General features: G+C 60.2%; 23 protein-coding genes and 1 pseudogene. 17 read left to right on the forward strand and 7 right to left on the reverse strand.

What is annotated here, in order from left to right:
* Positions 1-16 precede the first annotated feature (16 nt).
* From JHX88_RS19465 to JHX88_RS19475, 3 genes are read right to left on the reverse strand one after another with little or no spacing between them, the layout of a single operon-like run.
* Positions 17-904 (reverse strand): SMP-30/gluconolactonase/LRE family protein, encoded by an 888-nt coding sequence (locus JHX88_RS19465; RefSeq protein ID WP_076528807.1) that lies wholly within the window; start codon positions 902-904, stop codon positions 17-19.
* Positions 905-906: 2 nt separating this feature from the next.
* Positions 907-1689 carry an SDR family NAD(P)-dependent oxidoreductase gene (locus JHX88_RS19470; RefSeq protein WP_076528782.1) on the reverse strand — a complete coding sequence of 261 codons (783 nt, stop codon included), beginning with the start codon at positions 1687-1689 and terminating at the stop codon, positions 907-909.
* Positions 1673-2431 carry a FadR/GntR family transcriptional regulator gene (locus JHX88_RS19475; protein ID WP_076528783.1) on the reverse strand — a complete coding sequence of 253 codons (759 nt, stop codon included), beginning with the start codon at positions 2429-2431 and terminating at the stop codon, positions 1673-1675. The genes JHX88_RS19470 and JHX88_RS19475 overlap by 17 nt, the downstream gene beginning before the upstream one ends.
* 215 nt (positions 2432-2646) lie before the next feature.
* Between JHX88_RS19475 and JHX88_RS19480 the strand changes: the two genes are divergently transcribed.
* The 3 genes from JHX88_RS19480 to JHX88_RS19490 are packed head-to-tail and all read left to right on the forward strand — an operon-like array spanning position 2647 to position 5061.
* Positions 2647-3786 carry a mandelate racemase/muconate lactonizing enzyme family protein gene (locus tag JHX88_RS19480; RefSeq protein ID WP_076528785.1) on the forward strand — a complete coding sequence of 380 codons (1140 nt, stop codon included), beginning with the start codon at positions 2647-2649 and terminating at the stop codon, positions 3784-3786.
* 22 nt (positions 3787-3808) lie between these two features.
* Positions 3809-4726, forward strand: a complete 918-nt coding sequence (locus JHX88_RS19485) for a DUF6772 family protein (RefSeq protein WP_272848115.1) — start codon at positions 3809-3811, stop codon at positions 4724-4726.
* A complete protein-coding gene (locus JHX88_RS19490; protein WP_076528787.1) occupies positions 4726-5061 on the forward strand; it encodes a hypothetical protein in 336 nt (111 codons plus the stop codon). The genes JHX88_RS19485 and JHX88_RS19490 overlap by 1 nt, the downstream gene beginning before the upstream one ends.
* 429 nt (positions 5062-5490) lie before the next feature.
* Here JHX88_RS19490 and JHX88_RS22390 read toward each other — a convergent pair whose 3' ends face one another.
* Together JHX88_RS22390 and JHX88_RS19495 are read right to left on the reverse strand one after the other, a co-directional pair.
* Positions 5491-5637 (reverse strand): ATP-binding cassette domain-containing protein, encoded by a 147-nt coding sequence (locus JHX88_RS22390; RefSeq protein WP_084203327.1) that lies wholly within the window; start codon positions 5635-5637, stop codon positions 5491-5493.
* Positions 5638-5773: 136 nt separating this feature from the next.
* Positions 5774-6697 carry a LysR substrate-binding domain-containing protein gene (locus JHX88_RS19495; protein WP_076528811.1) on the reverse strand — a complete coding sequence of 308 codons (924 nt, stop codon included), beginning with the start codon at positions 6695-6697 and terminating at the stop codon, positions 5774-5776.
* Between the two features lie 134 nt (positions 6698-6831).
* On the opposite strand from JHX88_RS19495, the gene JHX88_RS19500 reads away from it, so the two are divergent.
* The 9 genes and pseudogenes from JHX88_RS19500 (at position 6832) to JHX88_RS19540 (ending at position 17549) form a co-directional block, all read left to right on the forward strand.
* The gene (locus tag JHX88_RS19500) at positions 6832-8430 is read left to right on the forward strand and encodes an ABC transporter substrate-binding protein (RefSeq protein ID WP_076528789.1); all 1599 of its coding nucleotides are present in this window, start codon (positions 6832-6834) and stop codon (positions 8428-8430) included.
* Positions 8431-8481: 51 nt separating this feature from the next.
* On the forward strand, positions 8482-9459 hold the full coding sequence (locus JHX88_RS19505) for an ABC transporter permease (protein ID WP_076528791.1): 978 nt from the start codon (positions 8482-8484) through the stop codon (positions 9457-9459).
* Positions 9456-10373: an ABC transporter permease gene (locus JHX88_RS19510; RefSeq protein WP_076528793.1), complete on the forward strand. Its 918-nt coding sequence runs from the start codon at positions 9456-9458 to the stop codon at positions 10371-10373. The genes JHX88_RS19505 and JHX88_RS19510 overlap by 4 nt, the downstream gene beginning before the upstream one ends.
* Positions 10370-11347: an ABC transporter ATP-binding protein gene (locus JHX88_RS19515; protein ID WP_076528795.1), complete on the forward strand. Its 978-nt coding sequence runs from the start codon at positions 10370-10372 to the stop codon at positions 11345-11347. Before JHX88_RS19510 ends, JHX88_RS19515 begins: the two co-directional genes overlap by 4 nt.
* A complete protein-coding gene (locus JHX88_RS19520) occupies positions 11344-12345 on the forward strand; it encodes an ABC transporter ATP-binding protein (protein ID WP_076528797.1) in 1002 nt (333 codons plus the stop codon). Before JHX88_RS19515 ends, JHX88_RS19520 begins: the two co-directional genes overlap by 4 nt.
* 18 nt (positions 12346-12363) lie before the next feature.
* Positions 12364-13788 (forward strand): M20 family metallopeptidase, encoded by a 1425-nt coding sequence (locus JHX88_RS19525; protein WP_076528799.1) that lies wholly within the window; start codon positions 12364-12366, stop codon positions 13786-13788.
* Positions 13789-14191: 403 nt separating this feature from the next.
* Positions 14192-15028: pseudogene (locus tag JHX88_RS19530) on the forward strand (IS5 family transposase).
* Between the two features lie 114 nt (positions 15029-15142).
* Entirely contained in the window at positions 15143-16462 is a 1320-nt protein-coding gene (locus JHX88_RS19535) for an IS701 family transposase (RefSeq protein ID WP_272848116.1), read from the forward strand.
* A gap of 478 nt (positions 16463-16940) precedes the next feature.
* Positions 16941-17549, forward strand: coding sequence for an IS6 family transposase (locus JHX88_RS19540; protein ID WP_076528859.1), 609 nt, complete (start codon positions 16941-16943; stop codon positions 17547-17549).
* Between the two features lie 148 nt (positions 17550-17697).
* Here JHX88_RS19540 and JHX88_RS19545 read toward each other — a convergent pair whose 3' ends face one another.
* On the reverse strand, positions 17698-19011 hold the full coding sequence (locus JHX88_RS19545; RefSeq protein WP_076528857.1) for an NAD(P)/FAD-dependent oxidoreductase: 1314 nt from the start codon (positions 19009-19011) through the stop codon (positions 17698-17700).
* 15 nt (positions 19012-19026) lie between these two features.
* A complete protein-coding gene (locus JHX88_RS19550) occupies positions 19027-19629 on the reverse strand; it encodes a cupin domain-containing protein (protein WP_076528855.1) in 603 nt (200 codons plus the stop codon).
* Positions 19630-19926: 297 nt separating this feature from the next.
* Between JHX88_RS19550 and JHX88_RS19555 the strand changes: the two genes are divergently transcribed.
* From JHX88_RS19555 to JHX88_RS19575, 5 genes are all read left to right on the forward strand, one after another.
* Positions 19927-21504 (forward strand): ABC transporter ATP-binding protein, encoded by a 1578-nt coding sequence (locus JHX88_RS19555; protein WP_084203333.1) that lies wholly within the window; start codon positions 19927-19929, stop codon positions 21502-21504.
* A gap of 30 nt (positions 21505-21534) precedes the next feature.
* Positions 21535-23187, forward strand: a complete 1653-nt coding sequence (locus tag JHX88_RS19560) for a peptide ABC transporter substrate-binding protein (protein WP_076528852.1) — start codon at positions 21535-21537, stop codon at positions 23185-23187.
* A gap of 88 nt (positions 23188-23275) precedes the next feature.
* Positions 23276-24226 carry an ABC transporter permease gene (locus JHX88_RS19565; protein WP_076528850.1) on the forward strand — a complete coding sequence of 317 codons (951 nt, stop codon included), beginning with the start codon at positions 23276-23278 and terminating at the stop codon, positions 24224-24226.
* 15 nt (positions 24227-24241) lie between these two features.
* A complete protein-coding gene (locus JHX88_RS19570; RefSeq protein ID WP_076528848.1) occupies positions 24242-25120 on the forward strand; it encodes an ABC transporter permease in 879 nt (292 codons plus the stop codon).
* A 13-nt stretch (positions 25121-25133) separates the two neighbouring features.
* Entirely contained in the window at positions 25134-26063 is a 930-nt protein-coding gene (locus JHX88_RS19575; RefSeq protein ID WP_076528846.1) for a 2-hydroxyacid dehydrogenase, read from the forward strand.
* The last annotated feature ends 54 nt before the right edge of the window (positions 26064-26117 follow it).

Raw genomic sequence — 26117 nt, forward strand, 5'->3', positions numbered from 1 at the left:
CATTCGTTCGGTGTTATCAACCCTGTCCCGGCAGGACCGTGACAGGCGTCGGCAATGCGCCGGCGGTTTCGACATCGAATGCCAATAGCGCACCGGCGAGGGGCTCCCCTGCCGGATCACTGCCTTCCGGCAGGATCGACATGCTGGTGACGCAGATGGTGCGCAGGTCAGGTCCTGCAAAAGTCAGCTTCGTGGGACGGCTGACAGGCAGATCCACGGTGGCGACCACCCGCCCATCAGGAGCCAGGCGGACAAGACGTCCGGCATCGATCTCGGCGAACCAATAGCAGTCCTCCGCATCGATCGCGGCGCCGTCGGCGCGACCCGCCCGGGGTTCGTGGAAAACCCTTCGGTTCGACAATGCGCCAGTCGCGCGATCAAGATCAAATGCCCAGATGACATTCACCTCAGGATGACTGTCCGAAAGGTAAAGCGTGGTCCCGTCCAGCGAAACCGCCAGCCCGTTCTGCGTCCGCAACCCGCCAACCACGGGCGTGGCACCCGCACCATCCAGCCGATAGAGGTGACCTTCCACACCCGAGCCCCTCGGCTCCTCGATCCGCCCAGTCCATAAGCGACCATCCCGATCAGTGCAGCCGTCATTCATGCGCCAGCCCCCTGTCGGCCCCGGGGGCGCGGCAAGCACGGTCAGCCCGCCGCCGTCGTCAAGGCGATACCAACCCGTGCCTGCAGCGACGATCACCTCGCCCGCCATGTCGAGGGCAAGGGCGGCGGGGGGAATGTCAAAGGTCACGCTGCGCGGCTCGCCCCCCTCAAGCGGCGTCCGATGCAGCATGTGGGCAGGGATATCGACCCAGAGCAGCTCCCGGCGCTCGGGATGCCAGATCGGCCCTTCCCCCACCATGTCCGGGCCCCGATGAAGCACCCTGATTTCGGGCGTCAACTTCATCTCCTGCCTTCCGGCAAAGCACCAGGCGCGTCGCCAAGAGTCCAGCCACCATCGACCGGGATCTCTGCCCCGGTGATATAGGACGCGGCCTCCGAGCAGAGCATCAGTACCGGCGGCACACAATCCGCGGGACGTCCCGGCCTGCCCGCCGGGATCTTGGCGTTGACCGCGGCCGTGAAATCGGGATCGGCATATCTCGCGGCATTGCGTTCGGTCTCTATGGCGCCGGGAGCGATAGAGTTCAGCGTCACCCCTGCCCCCGCGACCTCACGCGCAAGGGCACGCAAGGCCGTAAGCTGCGCCGATTTGAGCGAAGCATAGACGATGGTCTCGGCCCGGGGCCGCGCCGCCATGACGCTGCCCACGGCCACCACGCGCCCCCATCCCCGTTCCGTCATACATGGCAGGAATCGTTGGCAAAGTACGAGCAGCGAAGTGAAATTCGCCGCCACATGATCCGCCACCGTGCCGGGCGTGACATCCTGCCAGCCCCCCCGCCGCTCGATTGCCGCATTGGCGATGAGAATATCGATGGGGCCGTTCTCCAGCACCCGGTCGGCCAGCGCCTCTGCCGATCCTGGCAGGGTGAAATCGGCTTCATGCGTCTCGGCATCCGGCAGCGTGTTCCGCACATGATCGGCACCTTCCAGATGATGTATCACCACCTCGGCGCCTTGCGCATGCAGCGCCCGGGCAATTGCACGGCCGATCCCCTGATCCGCCCCGGTCACAAGCGCCCGCCGTCCTTGCAGAGAGCCGATCTCAGGCATCGTTGCCATCCATGTCGCCGGCAACCTCGAAGGAGGCGATATCGGCAGCCTCATAATGCTTGTCGATCATCTCTACCGCCTTCGCGCCATCGCCATCGCGAATCGCGGCAAAGAGATCTTCATGGCGCATGACGGTCGCCTCCCAATCCGTCGGGCTGCGGTTCGAGCGCCGCGAAAACAGTTCCGACACTTCACGCTGGACCGAGCGCATACCTTCGCCCTGCATCCGGATCATCGTGTTGCCCGTGGCCTCGGCCATGCCCAGGTGAAAGGCGATATCAGCCTCGATAAAGATCTCCGGCTTGCCAAGGCCCGCGCGCATTTCCCGCACCGCTTCGCGCATCTCGGCCACGCCTTTCTCTGCGCGCCGCTCCGCCGCGAGCCGGGCGATCCCCGTCTCGAAAAGATGGCGCATCTCGTTGGCTTCGCGCAGCCGCGCCAGGCTCGACCGGACTGCATAGCCATAGATACGGTCCAGCGGCTCTCCGGTAATCGCCGTGGCGCGGGCGACCTTGCCACGCTGCGTCTGGATCAGGCCAACACCCGAAAGCTGACGCAGCGCCTCGCGTGCGATGGGCTTGCTGACGCCAAACTCCCGCGCGATCTCGCCTTCTGACGGCAACTCGTCTCCCGGCGTGATCCGCCCATCGAAAAGCGCCGTCGCGATCGCCTCGGAAACTGCGTCCGCAAGACGCGGCGGAGTCGAAAGCTTGGCGGAAAAAAGCGGCTTGTCAGTCACGTTATCAGGCATGGAATTCCCTCATCTCCGCCATTGGGTAACATGGCATCGCCTACATAGCAACTATGTTTATAGGTTGCTTAGTTGGAAGGATAACGTTACACAATCGGCAATTTCAGGGAGTCAAGGATTTACGCAATGCCAGCGCAGCCATCCGGGAAGCCAGTGACATTCGCTGCCCGCCGGCCCACGGCGCTTACGGCAAATCCGGCAAGGAGGACGGCCATATGACCACCGGCAGCCAACCGGAGATCCGCATCACCGATGTGATCGCCCACCCGCTGACACAGCGGCTACCGCAACCGACCATCACCTCGTGGGGCAGCTATTCCGAAGTTTCGATCGTGCTGGTGGAAATACGCACCGACGCGGGGATCACGGGCATCGGCGAGACATTGGCCCGTTTCGCACCACGCGCCTATGCTGAACTGATAGAGACATCGCTGAAACCCCGACTTATGGGGCAGGCGGCGCAGAATATTGCCGCGCATTGGGCATCCATGCGCCGGGCCCTGTCGGGTCGCACAGGCGGAATGCTGATCGAGGCGATCTCGGGAGTCGATATCGCGCTTTGGGACATCCTAGGCAAGATCGCGGGCCTGCCGATCCACGCATTGCTGGGCGGAGTTGGGCGCGAACGCATCGATGTCTATGCCGCCGCCGTCAACTGGCGCGAAGATTCGCAAATGGAAGAGGAACTCGACGCGCTCATCGCGCAGGGCTTCCGGCAGATCAAGGTCAAGATGGCCCGCCCGGTCAAGGATGCCCGCCGCCGGATCGAACTCATGCGACAGCGGGCCGGCGACGATATCGCGCTCTGCGTCGATGCGAATTGGGCCTATGACCTCGACGAGGCGGTTCAGGTCGGCCAAGCTCTCGCGGATTGCGGTTACGTCTGGTTCGAAGAGCCGCTCGCCCCCGAGAACGAGCAGGGCTACGAGGAATTGCGCCGCCGCTGCGACGTGCCGCTCGCCGCCGGAGAAAGCAATTTCACGATCGATCAGACGAAACGGCTGGTCACGAACCGCACGCTGTCCATCCTGCAACCCGACGTGGCCCGCGCCGGGGGCATCACCGAGACCCGGCGGATGGCCGAACTCGCACAGGCCTTCGATCTTGGCTATGCCCCGCATATCGGTATGTCCGGCATCGTCTGCGAGACCGCTTCGGTACATCTTTCCGCCGCCATGCCCGCCTTTCGCATCATGGAATGCGAAGGCGACCGCAGCCCGTTCAAGACCGAACTGGCCAATCTCGCCCCCGGCTGCATCCGGCAAAAGGATGGCACGCTCGATGTCCCGCAAGGCCCCGGCCTGGGGCTCGAAATCAACTGGGACGCGGTCGCCCGCCTGCGCAGCCCTGAATGACAGACCCCATGGAGACGCATATATGGAGACGCATATGCTGAACGCCCCGCCAACCGACGATCTCGAAGCCGTCCTGCTCAGGGCTATGCGCCTGTCCAACCCGGAGCTCAGCCGGTTCGAGCCGCTGCGGCGCATCATCAGTCATGACGATTTCTCGCGGGGGCATTGTGGCTGGTCGCAACTGGTAGGCAATTACGAGGACACATTGGACAGCATGCTTCCGGGCTATGCACAGCACACCTCAGCGATGCTTTCGACATTGGGCCATTGGGACGCGGGCTCGCATGGCGGAGTCGACAGTTCCTATGCGCTGAAGATCGCCACCCGTCCCCGCCCCGGCGCGCAGAACGTGGCAATCAAGCGGCTGGCCATGCGCGAACGCGGACCGATCCGTTTCGAGGCCTATGTCACCTTCAAGCCCGAGGCGACAGAACTGAAACTGGGCGATACCGATGTGCGATCCTTCGGTTTCCTCTTCGACCTTCAGGGCGGCGACCGCGACCATGGGGTCGAGCGGGTCATGCCGCATATGCGCTTTCTCAATGCCGGAAACGGCGAGCATGTGCAGAAATGGCAGTTCAAGTCGCAGATCTCGGAGATGCGCAAGCTGGGCGACACCGATAAGACGGCGACACATTACCACCTTGCGCCAGACGGATGGGAAGACCTGCCGAACGGCGATCAACGCCTTTGCTACAACGAGATCGCGACCAAGGTGAACTGGAACTACATCCGTTTCGATTTCGACCTCGCCGATATGCGGGCGACAAGCTTTCGCTGCAATGACCGTGAATTCGACATCTCGGGCTTCGAGCCGATGCGCATCCCCGCCATGAAGAACCTGTGGTGCATGCTAAATTTCTGTCTTTTCGCCGAGACGGATGTCGCCAAGCGCGCCTTTCTCTATGTCGATTCAGTTTGCATTTCGGGGGATTTCTGATGCTGCCGGAAAATATCACCGCCATCCTCGCGCGTAACGAGACCTGGACCGGCGAAGCGGCCACCGAACCCTACGAGGCAGGCTGGGCCCGCGAGGCGGTGCTGTTCGTCCGCGCTCTCAAGCCCCCGGTCGGGACACAGCCAGAGGCAGTCATCGAGATCTCTCCCGACGGCATACGCTGGCTCCCTGAAGGCAGCACACTGACGATGCCCGCCGAAAAGGATGGGCTTGCCGTGGCACGAATAGCTCATTTCGGCAATTGGCTCCGCCTTCGAACCCAAATGCCCGATGGCGCCTCGACCAAGGTTCTGGTGACCTTGCACCTTAAGGCCTGACCTGAGCGAGCTCTGTTCAGGATTTGGCTCTCTTGCGACAGTTGCTGATATTCTCGGGAGGAGGGGGGGAGCCCATCGGGGCATGAAACGGGTGTGATCATCTTCCATATTCGCGCGCCACGGATAGCGGTACGATGATAGGATTATCGAAGCCATCGACAGCAATCATCCTACATTCAATTCCGAATACCTGTGCGATGCGCTCCTGCGCCAGTGTCATCGCGATTCAGGCGCGTTGCGACTGTCCGCCCGACAGGCTCCCAATAGGATGATCGGCGAGATGGGTGATCTCGGTAGCGTCGAGTGCTTTATCGAACGCTTTGTGATCTACGGCGAAGGGCCGAAAACCGGTTCCTGGACCGTCAGCGCATCCGGAGTGCTTGGGGATCGCCCGAGCATTGCGATTTCGCGCGCCAGATCATTCTTCAGTCAGGAGGCGACAAGTTTACCTCGATCTCTGCCATGCCGAAACCGACGCCATGCAGCCCCCCGCATCACGCGAAGCATCGTCGATTTTCCGCTGCCATTGGGACCGCAGAAGGCAAGGATCTTGCCCTCGGGCAGTTCCACTGCCATCGGGGGACGGTTACATTATCAAGGCCGTTCAACGAGATACTGTCGCCGGTCTCGGAGTTCTTGCCCGTGCCTTCCTGCAAGGTAAAGGTGCCGCCAAGGCGCAGTCGATCATCCACGGCATCAATGACTGGGCCCTTCACACCTGATAAGCCGTCGTTTCAATTTCTGCCTTCATTGCCTCGATAAAGGCCCGTGTCACCGCCGTAGGTGCCTGACTTGAAGACAGCAGAAACTGCGTGGTGTTGGCAATCTCGGGCTCGAAAGCGCGAGCCACCACCCCGGCCCCCAACTGGTGCACGATCGGAAACGGGTTGACCAGCGACACCCCCAGCCCGGCTCGCACCAATTCGACAATCGATACCGATGTCGCCGCCTCTGCCCGCACCTGCGGGCTTACGCCCGCCCGCTCGAAAACCTTGTCCACGGCCACCCGGTTGGAATGCCGACGGGCGATGCCGATAAAGGCCTCGCCTTCCAGGTCCTCCGGTCGGATCACCGTCTGCGCTGCCAATCGATGCTCTGCCGGCAGGATACAGACCGTACGCGTCTTCAGCAAAGGTTCGCATCGAATGCCGTCATGCGCGGGGATCGTATCGGTCAGCCCAACATCATTGCGGCATTCGGCGATGCTGGTGATCAGGCTATCGCTGGCCAGCACTTCGAAATTGACCGCAACTTGCGGATGCCGCTTGCAAAAATCGGCGATCCGTCCGGGCAGGAACCGGTGGGCAATAGTTGGCGGCGCGGCAATCCGAAGGTGGCCCTGATAGCTTTGCTCTGCGCTGCGAGGCACCGTGATGCGCTCCAGCGCGGCGAATATGGGCGCTAGTTGTTCACTGATGGTCAGCGCCTCTACCAACGGCACCAACCGCCCGCCCTCGCGACCGAAAAGTGGATAGCCAAGGCGCATTTCCAGCTGTGCCAAACGTCGGCTCACCGCTGATTGGGTAATCCCGAGCTCCCGCGCCGCGCTGATTGATGTGCCGGTCTGGATCAGCGCCTGCAGCACCTCCAACTCGCGCAGCGTAACCTTGCGCCGATCTGGTTCTTCGCCATTCATGTCACCCACCAGCCTATGATCAAAATGCATAGATTGTAATGATTGACATTTTGTAAACTCATAATAGCCTGCCTTCCAACCCTGGATCATGCAATCTCGAGAACTTCAGGGAGCCACAACAGGAAGGATCACCCATGAAACTAAGATCAATTTCCCTGCTCGCAGTTTTATTGGCAAGCGGAACCGCCATAAATGCACAGGAATTGTCCATCGGCCTGAAATCCGAAGCCACCTCTATGGATCCGCAGTTTCACCAGCTTTCGACGAATATTCAGGTCGCATTGAATATCTTCGAAGCCCTGACGAAACAGGACGCTGTTCAGAAAGTCAGCCCCGGACTCGCCAGTGAATGGGAGGCCGAGAACGACACGACATGGCGTTTCACTCTGCAAGACGGTGTAAAGTTTCACAACGGTAGCGACTTCACCGCCCGTGACGTGATTTACAGCTTCTGCCGCATTCCGCTGGTTGAAAACTCGCCTTCCCCATACACGATTTATACCAGCGGAATCGCCAACATGACCGCCGAGGGTGACCACACGCTGATCATCGAGACGGAAAAGGCCAACCCGCTGCTCCCCACTGAACTCGCCAGCCTGCCAATCCTGTCTGCCGATGCTCTTGGCGTCGAAGATCAGGTAACATACGCACAGGATGGAAACTGCGAAGGCATGGGCGATGTTCCGCAAGCCCCGGCCTTCAATTCGCCTGACATCGCGGTTGGAACCGGACCGTACAAGCTGGAGAAATACACCCGCGGTGCCGAGATCGTTCTATCGCGCAACGATGAATACTGGGACGGCGCCCCCGATTGGGAAAGCGTCACGCTGCGTCCGATCACCAGCAACGGCCCGCGTGTCGCGGCGCTGCTGGCGGGTGATGTGGACATGATCGAATCGCCGCCGATCCAGGACGTGTCACGTGTTGAAGATGCCGGTTTCAAGATCGTTGACGCCCTTTCCAATCGGATCATCTATTTGCATATGCAACAACTTGAGGATGCCCCCGACATCACCGGCACCGATGGCAAGAACCCCCTGATGGATGCCAAGGTGCGCAAGGCGATTTCGCTGTCGATCAATCGCGAGGCCATCGTTGACCGGATCATGGGCGGCTATGCCGTTGCCGCAGGCGAACTGTTGCCGCCGCCGATGTTCGGTACCACCGAACGCCCGGTGGATTCCTATGATCCGGAAAGGGCCAAGGAACTGCTGGCAGAGGCAGGCTATCCCGACGGGTTCGGGCTCACCCTCGGCACCCCGAATGACCGTTACATCAACGATGAACAGGTCGCGCAGGCCGTGGCCCAGATGCTGGAGCGGATTGGCATCACGACCACGGTCGATGCAATGACAGCCAGCCAGTTCTTCTCGCGCCGGAACAACCTGGAATTCCCGCTTTATATGGCCGGTTGGGGCGCATCGTCAGGCGAGATGTCCAACCCGCTCAAGGCGCTGCTGGCGACCTATGACGAGGAAGCCGGTCTCGGCGGAACCAATGCAGGACGCTACTCCAATCCGGAAATGGACGAGTTGCTGAAGCAGGCAATGTCCACCATTGACGACACCGAGCGTGAAAAGCTGCTGCAAGAGGCCGAAACGCTGGCGCTGGACGATCACGGGCTGATCCCGCTGCATTACGAGCAAACGGTTTGGGCCATGAAGTCCGATCTCAGCTACGAGCCGCGCGTGGATCAGTACACGCTCGCCAGTGAGGTCAAACCGGCTGAGTAATCCGGTGGAGGGGCTGCGGCCCCTCCGATCCAATCTTCTGCGGAGCACCCGATGATCGTCTATCTCATACGCCGTTTCGGCCAGAGCCTGCTTGCCATCGCGGCTATGGCTGTGCTGGTGTTTTTGGGTGTCTACGCCATTGGCAATCCGGTGGATGTACTGATCAACCCCGAAGCCACACAGGCTGAAGTCATCGCCACCACCAAGCGCCTCGGCCTCGACAAGCCGCTCTACGAACAGTTTGGCATTTTCGTGGTCAACATGTTTCAGGGAGATCTGGGCACTTCATTCGTATTTGGCCGTCCGGCGGTGGATGTCATCCTCGACCGGCTACCGGCCACGATGGAACTGGCCATGACCGCGCTGATCCTGTCGGTCGGTATCGGTGTGCCGCTTGGTGTCTGGGCCGGCCTGCGCCCCGACAGTGTTGCCGGACGCACGATCATGGGCGGTTCGATCCTCGGCTTTTCCCTGCCCAACTTCTGGCAAGGGATGCTGCTGATCCTGGTTTTCGCCGTTTTGCTTGGCTGGTTGCCCGCTGGCGGGCGCGGCACGACGACAGAATTCCTGGGCATGCAAGTCAGCTTCCTGACCCTTGACGGGCTGTCACATATGATCCTGCCCGCCGTCAATCTGGCGCTGTTCAAGATGTCGCTGATCATCCGCCTTACCCGCGCCAACACCCGCGAGGTCGTGCATCAGGATTACGTCAAATTCGCCCGCGCCAAGGGCATCTCGTCGCGCCGGGTCGTCATGGTGCATATCCTGAAAAATATCATGATCCCGGTCATTACCATCATCGGACTGGAACTTGGTTCCATGGTGGCTTTCGCGATCGTCACCGAGACCGTCTTTGCCTGGCCCGGCATGGGCAAGCTGCTGATCGATTCGATCAACCTGCTCGACCGGCCAGTGATCGTGGCCTACCTGATGCTGACCGTGCTGATCATCGTCTCGATCAACCTTTTCGTCGATATCCTCTATTCGATCCTCGATCCACGCGTACGCCTGTCGGAGATGAAAGGATGAACATGTCCTCGGATCAGCCTGCTGCCATCCCGGCCAAGATCGACCATCCAGTGAAAAGGGTGTTCAAGGAATTTGTCGAGGACAAGGTCGCCGTGCTTGGCCTCGCCCTGTTCATCCTCGTGGCGATCATCGCTATTGCAGCCCCTTTGCTGGCACCGCAAAACCCGTATGCACTGGCTCAACTGGATATCATGGATGGCGGCCTGCCGCCGGGCGAGCAGAGCTTCGGGACCGGCATGACCTATTGGCTCGGCACCGATACACAGGGGCGCGACATGCTGTCGGCCATCATGTACGGGCTGCGCATCAGCCTGTTGGTGGCCTTTGTCTCTCTCGGTATCGCCATCAGTATCGGCGTGATCGTCGGTGTCGCCGCCGCCTATTTCGGCGGCCGTTTCGATGCTTTCGTCATGCGCATCGTAGATCTGCAACTCTCCTTTCCGGCGATCCTGATCGCGCTGATCCTGCTGGCCCTGTTCGGACGCGGCGTGGACAAGGTCATCCTAGCACTAGTGATCGTGCAATGGGCCTATTACGCCCGCACCGTACGCAGTTCCGCCATTGTCGAGCGACGCAAGGATTACATCGATGCCGCGCGCTGCCTCGCACTGTCGCATCGCCGCATCATGTTTCGACATTTGCTACCGAATTGCGTGCCGCCGCTGATCGTGGTCGCCACAGTACAGATTGCCCAAGCCATCGCGCTGGAAGCCACACTGTCGTTCCTCGGTGTCGGCGTCCCGATCACCGAACCCTCTCTCGGCCTGCTGATCGCCAACGGGTATGATTTCCTGCTGTCTGGGCGCTACTGGATCAGCCTTTTCCCCGGAATTGCGCTGGTTCTCACCATCATCGGCCTTAACCTGGTCGGCGACCGGCTGCGTGATGTCCTCAACCCGAGGCTGCAAAAATGAGCAAGCTCCTGGAAATCACCGATCTCAGCACACATTTCTTCACCCGCGACGGGGTCGCCAAGGCCATCGACGGCGTCAGCCTGTCGGTGGATCGCGGTGAAATCCTTGGCCTCGTGGGTGAATCCGGCTCGGGCAAATCCGTGACCGGTTTTTCCATCCTCGGCCTGGTCGATCCGCCGGGCCGCATCGTCTCGGGGCAGGTCCTGTTCGACGGACGGGACCTCGTCAAAGGCGGCGAACCCCTCATGCGGCAGTTACGTGGCAGGCGCATCGCGATGATCTTTCAGGATCCGATGATGACCCTCAATCCGGTGCTGCGCATCGACACCCAGATGGTCGAAACCGTCCTGGCGCATGAGAATGTCTCGCGCCGAGTGGCGCTGGAACGGTCCCGCGAGGCACTGACCGCCGTCGGCATCTCTGCCCCCGATGAACGGCTGCAAAGTTATCCGCACCAGTTCTCGGGCGGGATGCGCCAGCGCGTCGCGATTGCCATTGCGCTACTGCACAAGCCCGATCTCATCATCGCCGACGAACCCACGACCGCGCTGGATGTCACCATTCAGGCGCAGATACTGGCCGAGGTGCAGCAGCTCTGCGCCAATTCCGGCACCGCCCTGATCTGGATCACCCATGATCTGGCGGTGGTCTCGGGCCTCGCTGACCGTCTGGCAGTGATGTATGCTGGACGCATCATCGAGGAAGGCCCGACCGCCAGCCTGATCTCCACCCCAATGCATCCCTATACCAAAGGGCTGATCGAAAGCGTGCCGAAGGGCAAACAGCACGGCACCCTGCTGACACAGATCAAGGGCATGACGCCCTCTTTGCTCAAACTACCCTCTGGCTGCAAGTTCAACCCGCGCTGCCCCCGTGCCGATACCGCTTGCCAGACCGAACCCGGGCTCGACCCGGTCATCGGGACCGACAGGCATGTGCGCTGTATCCATCCCCATGCGGAGGTCAGCGCATGACCCAAACACCGATCATCGCACTTGACGGGCTTTCCAAACGCTTCACCAAAGAGCTGGACATGGCCGAGAAAACCGCCCGCATGCTCGGCTCATCGATCGCGCCTCAAACCGTCCATGCGGTCGATAACGTCAGTTTCCAGATCAGTACTGGCGAGGTGATGGGGCTGGTCGGCGAATCCGGCTGCGGCAAATCCACCCTCGGCCGCATGGTCGCCGGCCTGCTGACACCTTCCGAGGGCCGCATCCTGTTCCGCGGCAAGGATGTCGCGGAAATGACGGGCGCCGAGGCCCGCGCGGCCGCGCTCGACATCCAGATGGTATTTCAGGATCCGATGTCCTCGCTCAACCCACGCCTGCGCGTGCGTGACATCATCGGCGAAGCGCCGCGCGTCCACGGCATCACCACGCGCCGCGAAACGGCAGCCTATGTCGAGGACATCCTCGGGCAGGTTGGGCTTGATCCCGCGATGGGTAAGCGTTACCCGCACCAATTTTCCGGCGGCCAGCGAGCCCGAGTCGGCATCGCCCGCGCACTTGCGGTGAAGCCGGATTTCCTCGTCTGTGACGAGTCCGTCGCCGCTCTCGATGTGTCGATCCAGGCGCAGGTGCTGAACCTTTTTGTCAAACTGCGCTCGGAATTCGACCTGACCTATCTCTTCATCAGCCACGATCTGGGCGTGGTCGAGCATATATCGGACCGGATCGCGGTGATGTATCTGGGGCGGCTGATTGAACTGGGCGATGCGCAGGACCTGATCGCACGTCCCAACCATCCCTACACACAAGCGCTGGTATCGGAGATCCCGACATTCGAGACCGGCAAGAAAACCTATTCGGCGATCAAGGGAGAAATTCCCTCACCGCTAAACCCGCCTCGAGGCTGCCATTTCCACCCGCGCTGCCCCCATGCCCATGCCCGATGCCGCGAAGAGGTCCCGGCCCTCAAGGAGGTTGCCCCCGGTCGCCTCTCGGCCTGCCACCTCAACGATGCGGCCTGATACGAAAGAAAGAAAACCATGACTTCCCTGAACAATGAAAACCCGATCTGGTCCCATGTCGATGCCAAGCGCGAGGCGTTTATCGGTCTTGCGAATGCCGTATTCGACACGCCCGAGATCGCATATACCGAAACCCGTTCCTGCGCCGCACATAAGGACATGCTGCGCCAGCAGGGCTTTCGCGTCCAGGAAAACGTCGCAGGAATCCCGACAGCCGTGATCGGCGAGGCCGGTAACGAAGGGCCGGTGATCGCGATTCTGGGCGAGTATGACGCCCTGCCCGGCCTCAGCCAGGAACCGGGCATCGCCGAGCCCAGAATGATCGACGACAGTGGCTTTGGGCATGGTTGTGGCCATAACCTGCTCGGTTCGGCGGCAATGCAGGCCGCCACCGCGGTCAAGGACTGGCTTGAGGCCGAAGGGATCAAGGGCCGCATCCGCTATTACGGCTGTCCGGCCGAGGAAGGCGGCGCCGCCAAGACCTACATGGTCCGCGACGGGCTGTTTGACGATGTCGATATCGCCATCAGCTGGCACCCGGCCAGTTACAACTGCGTCGATGATGCACATTCCCTGGCCAATACCCGCATCGACTACACCTTCACCGGCAAGGCAGCGCACGCCGCTGGCGCACCTCATCTGGGTCGCTCGGCGCTGGATGCGGTGGAGTTGATGAATATCGGCGTCAACTACATGCGCGAACATATGCCCGATGCCGCTCGCGTGCATTATGCGTATCTCGATGCCGGCGGAATTGCTCCGAATGTCGTGCAATCCAAGGCCACGGTCAGACAACTGATCCGCAGCCCCGATCTCGAAGGCCTGAAGGATCTGGTGGAGCGCGTGAACAATATCGCCCAGGGTGCCGCCCTGATGAGCGGCACAGAGGTCAGTTTCAAGGTCTTTTCCGCTGTCTCCAACCTGATCAGCAATCACCCGTTGAAAGAGGCCATGCAGGCCGAGTTCGACCGGCTCGGCCCGGTGCCCTTCGACGCCGAAGATGTCGAATACGCCAGGGAAATCCGCAAAACCCTCTCACGGCCCGATATCGCCGCCGCCTTCGCGCAAATTTCCCGAAAGCCGGATTACGATCTGCCGCTTTGCGATTTTGTTGCGCCACTGGACCGAGCCCAGGCAGCGGCGATGGGATCAACCGATCTGGGCGATGTCAGCTGGGCGGTGCCGCTTGTGCAGGCCCGCGTCGCCACCTGCGCCCTTGGCACACCGCTGCATACATGGCAGCAAACGGCACAGGGGAAATCGCCTGCGGCCCATAAGGGCATGATCCACGCCGCCAAGGTAATGGCCGCTACCGCCTGCACCGTTTTGCGCAACGACACCCTGCGCGCTGCCGCAATCAAAGCACATCACGAGCATCTGGCCGAATTCCCTTATTCTTGCCCGATCCCGCCCGAGGTTACCCCACCAATCGCTGCAGAGTGATGGGACACGGTCTCTATGGAGCGCATTGTATTAGATGCCATTATGGACCTGCAGGCACACCGGAACCGCCAGACCGTGTCGTGGCTGACGTCCACACTGCGCTCAGCTGGCATTCGAACAGGGTTTCGACGTCCATGCCGGACTTCAGCACCAGTATGGATTCTGAAGCACAGATACGTCCCAACGGGAATCCAAAATCAATTCAGCGAGAACCGGATACGCTCTAGTTGGCAGTTTCCGCGAAGCACGCCGCAACGGTTCGAGGATGGTCCTGACGAAACCATGCTGACCGCCCTCGATCCGTGCCATGGGACGGAATGAACCCAGTTCGAAGAACTAGGGTCAGAATGCATTGATTTTCACTGCGCTGCATGATTCACGGCTCGAAAAACGGAGCGGTGACATGAGCGACCTGTATTGGCTGACCGACGAGCAGATGGCCAAGCTTGCGCCTTTCTTCCCGAAGTCGCACGGCAAGCCTCGGGTTGATGGCAAGCGCGTCTTAAGCGGCATTATCTTCATCAATCGCAATGGTTTGCGATGGCGGGACGCCCCCGAAGCCTACGGTCCGCACATATGAGGGGGACCGTGGCCCCCGGTGGGGCCGCGAAAGCCCCCGATTGGCTCTACAGCCGATGGAAGCGTTGGAGCGAGAAAGGCATCTTCGCGCGCATGATCTCGGGTCTCGCCGCCGAGCACGCCGAAGAGAAGACCGTGATGATCGATGTGAGCAGGCGAACGCCATGCGTTCGAGTGAACCTGTGCAAGTACCTGAAGGCTCATCGAACGGCGACCGGCATGGCCGTCAAAAAGGGGGCGTGGTCGTCTGATCGGTCGAACCAAAGGCGGCATGAACACGAAACTGCACGCCATCTGCGAGAGCCAGGGGCGCCCGCTCGACCTGTTCGTCACCGACGGTCAGGTCAGTGACTACATCGGTGCGCGGGCACTGCTCAGCAGCCTGCCGAATGTCGAATGGCTGCTCGGGGATCGCGGCTACGACGCCGACTGGTTTCGAGAAGCCTTGAAAGACAGAGGGATACGCGCCTGCATCCCTGGCCGAAAACAACGCAAGACAACCGTCAAATACGATAAGCGACGCTACAAGCGGCGCAACCGGATCGAGATCATGTTTGGCAGGCTCAAGGGCTGGAGGCGCGTGGCGACCCGCTACGACCGCTGTCCCAAGGTCTTCCTCTCAGCCATCGCCCTCGCAGCAACCGTCATCTTCTGGTTATGAATCCTGACCCTAGCACTACTTTGGCAGATTTTTGCTGATACGACAATCTCCGGATTCACGGGAGGTGTTTTGGGTGATTCATAGGGAGCCAGCTTTGAGGGAGGCTGGCGGATTATGGAGAACTGGCGGGACGATCTGGAGACATGGCTGGCACCGTTTATTGCGGGGCTTGGGCACAAGACGCGGGGGCGGATGTGTCCGGCCTATGTTGCCGGGTTGATCGGCCCGGGTGATCGCAAGAGCGTGCAGCCGATGGCCGAGCGGGACAGGGCGGTCAGCTATGACCAACTGCATCATTTCATCGCCGACGGGGTCTGGGACAGCGCGCCGCTGGAAGCGGCCTTGCTGGCCGAGGCCGACAGGCTGGTTGGCGGCGCGGAGGCCTTTCTGGTCATCGATGATACCTGTCTGCCGAAGAAGGGCGAACGCTCGGTTGGGGTTGCGCCACAATATGCCTCCTCGCTGGGCAAGACCGCGAATTGCCAGTCGCTGGTCTCGGTAACACTGGCGTCGCGCGAGGTGCCGGTGGCGGTGGGGTTGCGGCTGTTTCTACCGGAAGTCTGGACCGACGATCCCGACCGCATGGCCCGAGCCCGGGTGCCGGAATATCGGCGAGCGGCCCTGAGTAAACCTGAGATTGCCATCGAGGAGATTGACCGGGTGAGGGATGCGGGCGTCCGCTTCGGCTGTGTGCTGGCCGATGCGGGTTACGGATCGGGCGGGCCTTTCCGCCAGTCTCTGAGCGAGCGCGGCCTTGCATGGGCGGTCGGCCTGTCGCGGCGCCAGAACGTCTATCCGGCGGATGTCGGGCTGGTCTTTCCCGAGGTGGGACGCGGTCGCCGCCGCAAATATCACCTCCCCGACCGCGTGGCCGTTTCCGCTGAACAGATGCTGAAGGACGAGAAATGGCGGAAGGTCAGCTGGAGGCGTGGGACCAAAGGCAGGTTGAATTGCCAGTTCGCCGCAATCCGTGTCCGCATCGCCGATGGCTATCGGCATCGCATGGCGGATGGCCGTGTGCAGGCTATGCCTGGTGACGAGGAGGTTTGGCTGATCGGTGAACGCCGTGCGACCGGCGAACGGAAATATTACGCCTCGAACCTGCCAGCCGACACCTGCCTCAAGACGCTCGCCGCTACCGTCAAGGCCCGATGGATCTGCGAACAGGCGCATCAACAACTCAAGGAAGAGCTTGGTCTCGATCATTTCGAGGGGCGGTCCTGGACGGGTCTTCACCGACACGCACTGATGACGATGATCGCCTACGCCTTCCTCCAATCCCGCCGCCTCAAGGCTGCGGGACGGGGGAAAAAGAGTCCCGGGACCACCCCCACAACCAACCATGCCAGCCGTCAGGCAAGCAATCCTCGATATCCTGGAGCGTCCACCGCCTATTCGATGCCCTCATTGCGAAAGGCGTATCGCAGCGGGTGAGAAAAATCTGCCAAAGTAGTGCTAGCGCATATAATCGAAACGACGAAACCATCGTTGCAGCATCACTGAAGTACTATCAGCGCGGCAACCCGAACCCGCGGCGGATCACATATCTCTATTGGATCAAGCAGCAACCACGGTAAGTTGAGTGAACTGACCGGTCTACCAATCAATTCAACGGAATTCTTACGAAATCTTGTATTCACTCATGCGCAAGGAGCGTGCCTTATGGTCAATGGGCGTCAAACATAGGAATCGAATATACGTTGAAGGAGACAATCGGAGATGATGAATCCAAAGCCTTGGCTGACCCATTCCATGCTGTGGAGACGCTAGAGAAGAAGGGCACAACAAGTTGGCGCTACGTGCAGTTGACTACTCCCTGACCGGATTATGCAGGGTTGTGTCGCAGATTTCGGCTCTGCCCCAACGAGGCTATAAGTGCAGATTGCACTGAGCAGAGAAGCGAGGACTTGGGATGGCGATATCGTTCAAGGGCCCACAGTACCAAAAGAGCGTAATCTTGTTCGCCATCTTCTTCTACCTTCGTTATCTGGTCTCATACCGTGATCTTGAGGAGATCATGGCCGAACGCGGCGTGAAGGTTGACCATGCCACCCTGAACCGCTGGGTGGTGAAATATGCGCCGCTGCTTGCCGGTCGTGCCCAAGTCTCCAAACGGGTGACGGCCAAGTCGTGGCGGGCTAACGAAACCTATATCAAGGTTCGTGGCAAATGGACTTATCCCTATCGCGCCATTGATCGTGACCGGCAAACGCTGGATTTCATGCTGTCGGAACGCCGACACCTGCCTGCTGCGCGCCGTATTTTTTTCAGAAAGGCCATCGCCAGCAACGGCCCTCCGGACCGGGTGGTGATCGACAAGAGTGGCGCCAACCTGGCCGGCTTACAAGCGGTCAATGTCATCCTGAAGTTCACCGGCGACGGCCCGATGATGGGCTTCAAGGCGTTCCATTCTGCCGTAGCGACGTTGGCCGGAATCGAGACTGCCCATATGATCCGCAAGGGGCAGTCTGCCAACGAGAACCGTTCGCCCTTCCAGGTCTTCGCCCGCCTAGCGGGCTAGTTCGGTCCGAAAGCCCACGATCCACACCAAAGTCGAACTTTGCAACAGTACCATTTGCTCGACAGCGACAGATCTGCTTGCCGCAACCCCCAGCATCAATGCTCATAGCTTGCCATTTCCGATCAGGGGGGATCGACGGCCGATCCGATCAGATACGCCCTTCGCGACGCATCTTCTTGCGATCCCGCGCCTTGTATAGCGCCATGAAGAGAGGCATGAACCACGGTTTGCCACGATAAAACGGGATAGAGGCTGGCGCCCGAAAATCGAAAGCCGACGGATTGTCCTGTTCCTTGCCAAGCAGTTTCAACGCCGCCCACCGCCCGATCCACGGTGCCCAAACTACGCCCGAACCACAGAAACCTGTCGCATAGACGATCTCGTCGCGGGTGAAAATTCGCGGAATCATATCCCGATGCATGGCGACATTACCAAACCATGTATGCGAGATCCGCGTACCCTGCAGTTCGGGAAAAATCTCGAGCAGATTCCCGTGCAGATAGGCAACCGGCTTGGACGGATCGTCATTATAGGTGCCGTCGCGCCCGCCGAACAGAATGCGCTTACCATCGGGTGAGGGCCGGAAATAGAAACCCAAAGTACGCGTATCGCCAAGCATCATCTGGCGCGGCATCAGCCGGGCCATCAGTTCGGTGGACAGCTCTTCAGTGGCGATGATGCGACTGCGCACGGGAACCAGACGGCGGCGCAACCACGGGTTGGCTTCGTCGGTATAGCCATTCGTGCAAACCAGAACCTGCCGCGCCCGAACATGTCCGCGGCTTGTTCGGACGATGAACTCCCGACCATCCCGGTCGATGTTCGTGGCGGCAGTATCCGAGTGGATCACGACCCCCGCGGCCTGTGCCACGCGCAGCAACTCCGAAATGAACTTGGCCGGGTGCAGCCCGCCGATATCCATGCGCACCACGCCGCCCCGGAAAAAATCCGTTCCGATATAGTCATGCTGCTCGGCCTGCGGCACGGCATAGGCTTCGATTCCCAAATCTCGGCGTAATTTCTCGGCGTTGCGGGACATCTGTTCGTAATCCTGCGGGCCGATTGCCCCTCCGAAACGCCCCGAGAGCTGAAAATCGCATTCGATGCCCTCTTCTTTCAGGAAGGAGTAAAGATGCTCTCGCGCAAGCTTTCCCTCCCGTTCGATGGCCATGGTGCGGGCTTCACCGAATTTGCGTAGTAGGGTCTGGTGGTCGGGGCGGATACTGCCACTGGTGATACCGCCATTTCGTGACGACGCCCCCTCGCCCGGATGCTGGCGGTCGAATACGGCAACCGAGCGCCCGGCCCGCACCAGCGTCAGCCCGGCGGTCAGCCCGGCGTATCCGGCTCCGACAATGGCGACATCCACGGATTTCTCAATCGGCTTCTCGGGCAGTGGTTGCGGCGGGGCGGCATCCCACCAGTAGGGTGTGGTCTTCATGCCGTCCGCGGTCAGTGTCATGTCTTTGCCCTCTGCTCAAAGATGTCGGTCGAATTGCACTGCGCCGATGACCCACAGAATGCGGGCGGGCCGATCGCCTTCGTTTCGGAAGCCATGTTCAAGGGCGCTGTCGAAAACGAAACTGTCGCCCTGCTTGAGCCTTGCCTCGCGTTGATCCACCGACAGGACAAGTTCGCCCTCAAGCACGAGGCCGCCCTTTTCCGCCGGGTAACTCAAAGCCGTATTCCCGGAACTCGCACCCGGCGCGATCGTGAGGATCATGATCTGCAGATTGTGATTACCGCCCGATGTGAGCAATTCTTTCTGCAATGTGCCTAGGTCGATGAACGGTCGATTATCAGCCCGGCGCACGAAAGGCGGCTCTTCGCGGAGATCCGGTTGATCGTCGCTGAACATCGCCTGCATCGAAATGTTCAAGGCGCGTCGGATCGCGGTCAATACGCGCATCGAAGGGTTGGCCAAATCCCGTTCGATCTGGCTGATCATCCCGACCGAAACGCCCGATCTCCGGGCAAGCTCCTGAATCGAGATTCCCTGCTGTTTGCGCAGATGCCGAAAGGTGGCGCCGACAGGCCGCGAAGAGCCGCTTTCGGCATCACCTGTTTCATCCTGGGTCATGAGGCACCCGCTTTTAATATCCCTGACAGCCGGGCTCCCACTCGAAAGCTGTGTCGAATACCCGGCAACGCGTTCAATGATGAAAATATTCTTCCAAATCTTCAATGACAATACTGAAATCTGCAAGAAAAATCTGATTGCTTGCCATTTTTTTCAATATAACCTTATATTGATTTCAATAATGAATATCAGCCAAGGGGGGACTGAGTGCGGCCTGAACCTGATACCGCCGGCGAGCGCCCGCGATCCGAACCGGTGCTGACCGTACGTAACCTTACCGTGGAGCTCCCGACAGGGATGGAGCGCAGATATGCGGTGAAGGACGTGTCCTTCGACCTGCCGCGCGGCAAGGTGCTCTGCGTCATCGGCGAGTCGGGCTCGGGGAAATCGGTGACGGCAAATACCATCATGGGATTGCTGCCGAACGTGATCCGGGTGACGTCTGGTGAAATTCGGTTCCAGGGCGACGATCTTCTGAAACTCGACAAGGATTCCCTGCGCGACCTTCGTGGGCGGGCGATCTCGATGATTTTCCAGGACCCGTTATCGGCCTTGAACCCACTCATGACGGTTGGCGACCAGATCTCCGAAGCCATGGCGGCGCATGGCGCGGGAACCCGGCAATCGCAGACGGATCGGGCGCTTGAACTGCTGGAGGAAGTGGGCCTGCCGGATCCGGCGCTGATGCTGCATCAATATCCCTTCCGGCTGTCGGGCGGGCAGCGGCAGCGGGTGATGATCGCCATGGCTCTCGCGCTCGAACCCGATATCCTGATCGCCGACGAACCGACCACCGCGTTGGACGTGACGACGCAGGCGCAAATTCTCGAGCTGATTCTGGATATACAGAAGCGCAAGGGAATGAGCGTCATGTTCATCACCCATGATTTCGGTGTGGTGGCCGAGATCGCGGACCAGGTCATCGTCATGGAAAAAGGGGAGATCGTCGAGCAGGCCCCAGCAAACGAGATTTTCACCGCGCCCAGGCATGAATATACCAAGCGCCTGATCGCGGCCGTCCCAGAATTGATCGGGGAAGGCCAACCCGACAGGCCCGCCGCCGTATCCGGTCAGGACGACACCGTCATATCGGTTGAAAACCTCAACAAGACCTATACCAGCGGCAGCGGATGGCTGGGACGCAAGCGGGTCGTCAGTGCCGTGACCGATGCCAGCTTTACACTGAAGCGCGGGCAGACCCTCGGTCTTGTCGGCGAAAGCGGTTCGGGCAAGACCTCGCTCGGCCGGCTTCTGATCAAGCTGCTGGAAAGTGACAGCGGCAGGATCGTCTATCGCGGCACCGATATCGCCCCGATGTCCGAGCGCGAGTTCAGGCCCTTGCGTCCGAAGATCCAGATGATCTTTCAGGATCCGTTCGCCTCGCTCAATCCGCGCTCGACAATCGGGCATATCATCACCGTCGGACCAATCGCGCAGGGGATGAAACGGTCGGAAGCTCGCACAAAGGCGCTTCGCATCCTGAATCAGGTCGGGTTGGATGCAGGAGCCTATGGCCGCTATCCGCACGAATTTTCCGGCGGGCAGCGCCAGCGTGTCGGAATCGCGCGCGCGTTGATGTTCGATCCCGAGGTTCTGGTCGCGGATGAGGCCGTGTCCGCACTGGACGTTTCGATTCAGGCGCAGATCCTGCAACTGCTGGACGAAATTCAGCGCGAGACACAGGTCAGTATGGTCTTCATTACGCATGACCTGCGGATTGCCAGCCAGATTTGCGATCATATCCTGGTGATGCAAAGCGGCAAGATCGTCGAGGCGGGGCCGCCATCGCGTATCTTTCACCAACCCCGGCATGAATATACCCGGCAGCTTGTCGCGGCCATTCCCGGCACGGGACGCGCTGACCAAACCGCATAGCAACAGAAACGAATTGGGAGTATAATCAAGATGACATCCAGCAGGATCACCCGCCGCGGCACGATGCAGATGATGGGGCTGGCCGGCACCGCCGGGCTCTTCGCCCCGAACCTGTTCGTCAGCACGGCACTGGCCGCGCAACCCGACTCCCCCACGGGCCAGATCATCGTCGGCTTTTCTCAGGAGCCCACGGTGTTCAACCCGCTCATGCCCCGGATCGAGGTGGATGACGGCGTGCAGCTTTCGCTATTCGACGCGCTGTTCCGGATCAGCCCCGAGGGCGAATTCATCCCCGCGCTTGCCGCCGAAGTTCCGACCGTCGAAAATGGCGGCCTGTCCGAAGATGGCCTGGAATGGCGCATCAAACTGCGCGATGACGTGAAATGGCATGACGGCGAACCCTTTACTGCCGAGGATGTTAAATTCACGCTCGATCTGGTGGTGGATCCCGAGTTCCGCAGTTGGCGCACCACCGGGCATGATCTGGTCCGTGACCTGACGGTCGTCTCGCCGACCGAAATCACCTGGCGCATGGAAGAGCCCTTTGCCCCCTATATGGCCATCCTCGTGGAAACGATGATGGTACCCAAGCATATCCTCGGCCCCGAAGAGGATCGCAACAACGCACCTTTCAACCAGGCTCCTGTCGGCACAGGCGCATTCAAATGGGGCAGCCGGACGGCGGGAGACCATCTGGAGTTGGTCGCCAACCCCGATTACTTTGGCGAAGGCCCGTATATCGAGCGGTTGATCTACAAGTACATTCCGGATCTGACGGTGCTCTATACCCAGTTCAAAAGTGGCGATATCGACATCGCGGGGTCCCAATACATCACTCCGGATAATTACGAAGAGGCGAAATCGCTGCCCGGAAAAGTGGTGGAGGTCGTTCCCTCACCGACCGTGGAATCCCTGTTCCTCAACATGGAGCGGCCACAGTTCAAGGATAAGGCGGTGCGCGAGGCGCTTTACGCGGCACTGGACAAACAGGCGATCATCGACGCGCTTTATTACGGCCTGCCGACTCCGACCGAAAGCTATCTGCCGCAGCAGTCCTTTTTCTACAATCCCGACCTTCCCAAGCATGAATTTAATATCGAGAGGGCCAACCAGATCCTCGACGATGCAGGCTGGGCCCCGGGTGCGGGTGGAATCCGGGAAAAGGACGGGGTTCGGCTGTCTTTCTCCAACTCGACCACCTCGGGCAACCATCTACGGGAGCAGGCTCAGCAATTCATGCAGCAGACCTTCGCCGAGATCGGTGTCGAGATGACCATCTCGAACAAGCCGCCTGCGGTGATGTGGGGGGATTACTGGACAAATTCGGAATTCGACACGGTCATCGTGGGGATCGTCTTCACCACCGGGGCGGATGCCGATGTGACGGTGCGTTTCCATTCCGGTGCCATACCGGCGCAGGACGGTGCCGGATCGAATACCGGCCAGTACCAGAACGAAGAGGTCGACAAGCTGCTGGAACAGGGCACAAGCACTTTCGTGCCCGAAGAGCGCAAGGAGATCTATCACCAGTTGCAGGAGATCGTTCGCGACGACCTGCCCCTGCTGCCGATGTTCCAATATGCCACCGTCCGCGGCCATAAAGAGGGCATCAAGGGCATCGTGCCGAATATCAATACCCGCATCGATACCTGGCATGCGGCGGCCTATTACTGGGATAGCTGACGCTTTTCCAGGCATCCATGTCCGGCCTCTGTCCTACTGGGGCCGGACCTCCCATCGTCAACCAAATGACCGGCACACAGGATAACCGATGGCCAGATATCTTTTGAAACGCCTTGGTCAAAGCATTGTCTTGCTGATCATCGTCTCGATGATCGGGTTCTTCATGCTGCACCTGACCCCCGGCGGGCCGCTGTCGCAATATGCGCTGACACCGGGCATGACGCAGGAGACAATCGACCGTATCGCCGAGCAGATGGGGCTGAACCGGCCCCTGCCCGTTCAGTATCTCGATTGGGTCTGGCGGCTGGTTCAGGGCGATTGGGGGGAATCCTATCGCGACAATCAGCCCGTGCTTTCCGTGATCGGCCGCCATCTTTTCGCGACGCTTCTTTTGATGGGCAGTTCGACCGCGATTTCCATCGGCATCGGTACCTGGATCGGCATTCGCGGCGCCACGCACCGTTATTCAGCTTTCGATTATGTCGCCACGGTGGGCGCGATGGTGGCGCTTTCGATCCCGACATTCTGGTTCGGGCTGGTCGGCATCTATATTTTTTCGCTCGAACTCGGCTGGCTGCCCGCCGGGAACATGTACGAGATCGGCAACGGCTCGTTCCTTGACTACCTGCATCACCTGATCCTGCCCAGCGTCGTTCTGGCCCTCGTGAATATCGCGATCTGGAGCCGCTACATGCGTAGTGCGACGCTGGATGTCATCAATCAGGATTTCGTCAAGACCGCGCGCGCCAAGGGCGTCAGCGAGCGCCGGGTGTTGATGAAGCATGTGGTTGGAAACGCCTTGTTGCCGATGATCACGCTGGCTGGCATGCAATTGCCCAACCTGCTCAGCGGCGCGCTGGTGACCGAAACCGTCTTTACCTGGCCCGGCATGGGCAGGCTGTTCCTCGATAGCCTGGGATATAACGATTACCCGGTGGTCATGGGGCTGCTGATGTTTTCGGCCATCCTCGTTCTTCTGGGCAACCTGATCGCCGACCTGATCTCGGCCGCCATCGACCCCCGCATTCGCCTGAGTTGACCAGAGGGAAGCAAGATGACCGAAACGACGCTCGACACCCCCTCGCATCGCTGGTGGAACAGCCGCGCCCTGTCGCGTTTCATGCGGCACCGGCTCGCGATCATTGGCACGGCGATGTTGCTGTTGCTCACACTGGCCTGCTTCGTCGGCCCGCATCTGCTCGCCTATGACGAGCTGTTCATAGACTTGCGGGCGCGGTTCTCGCCCCCCCTGACCGGCGATCATTACCTGGGCACCGATCCGATGGGGCGCGACATCACGGCGCGGCTGCTGGTTGCGGGCCAGACTTCGCTGCTGGTCGGCTTTTTCGCCATGATCCTCTCGACCCTGATCGGCACGGTCATAGGGGTTGTCGCCGGTTATTACGGCGGCAGGGTGAACGCGGCATTGATGCGCTTTGTCGATGCCTTCCTGGCCTTCCCCTCGATCTTCCTTCTGCTGGCGCTTGCGGCCTTCATCAATCCGAGTCCGGTCATGATCACCGTCATCATCGCCGTCACAAGCTGGATGGAGATTGCCCGCATCGTCGAGGCCGAAGTCAAATCCCTGCGCGAGAGGGATTTCGTCATGGCGGGCAGGATGCTGGGGCTCAGCAATACCCATATCATGTTCCGCGAATTGCTGCCCAACATGGTCGGGCCGATCATCGTCGCGGCAACCCTGACCGTCGCGCGCGCGATCCTGCTCGAGGCCTATATCAGCTTTCTGGGCTATGGCATTCAGCCTCCACTGCCCAGCTGGGGCAACATGCTGAACGGAGCGCAGCAATATCTGGACTCCGCCCCATGGCTTGCGATCGTCCCGGGGATCACGATCACCATTGCCGTGACCAGCTTCAATTTCATCGGCGACGGATTGCGCGACGCGTTCGACGTGCGTTCCGAGCCGACCTGACGATGAGGGCGCGATGACTTTCCTTGCCAATATGGATCGTGAACGGGGCGAATTCCTGCAAGCCCGCTTCAAGGAGGTTTTGCCCGACATTCAGGTTGTTCTGGGCGACGAACCTTATGACAAATCCTCCATCCGCTACATGCTCACCTGGATGGTGCCTGAAGATATCGCCACGGCTTATCCAAATTTGCAGGCCGTTTTTTCGCTTGGTGCCGGTGTGGATCAGTTCACCGAGGCGGGCTTGCCCCCGTATGCAAGCCTGGTGCGGATCATCGATGACGACCTGACCTCGATGATGCAGGAATATGTAACCATGACGGTTCTGGCCCTGCATCGGGATCTGCCCGGCTATATCGACCAGCAGGCGCGGCACGTCTGGCAAAAGATTTCTGTCCCGCCACCTGCCCGAAATAGACGCATAGGTATGATGGGGCTGGGCGAATTGGGACAAGGTGCATTACGCGCCCTCGCTCCTTTCGGTTTCCCGCTCTCAGGCTGGTCGCGAAACCCCAAGCGGATCGAGGGCGTCACCACGTTTCACGGGCCTGAAGGACTGGAACCGTTTCTCGATCAGACCGACATACTCGTCTGCCTGTTGCCGCTGACCGACGAAACGCGCGGTATCCTAAATCGCAATCTTTTCGAACGGCTTCCACCCGATGCCGCCCTTGTTCATGTCGGGCGCGGACAACAACTGGATCATCAGGCGCTGATCGGCGCACTCGATGCAGGCAGGCTGCGCGCCGCCGTCATCGACGTGACAGAGCCCGAGCCGCTTCCCTCCGGGCACCCGTTCTGGAGCGATCCCCGGATCATTCTGACACCACATATCGGTTGCATCACCCGGATAGAGGCCTTTATCGACAACATCGCCGATAATGTCCGCCGCCACTGCGAGGGCAAGGCGCTGCGGGGTGTGGTCGATTTACGACGTGGATATTAGTGACGCATCTGACACCCAATCCATCCCGCACGACTTCAGTTCTCGTCGATCTCG

The sequence above is a fragment of the Paracoccus saliphilus genome (assembly GCF_028553805.1).
Lineage (GTDB): Bacteria > Pseudomonadota > Alphaproteobacteria > Rhodobacterales > Rhodobacteraceae > Paracoccus > Paracoccus saliphilus.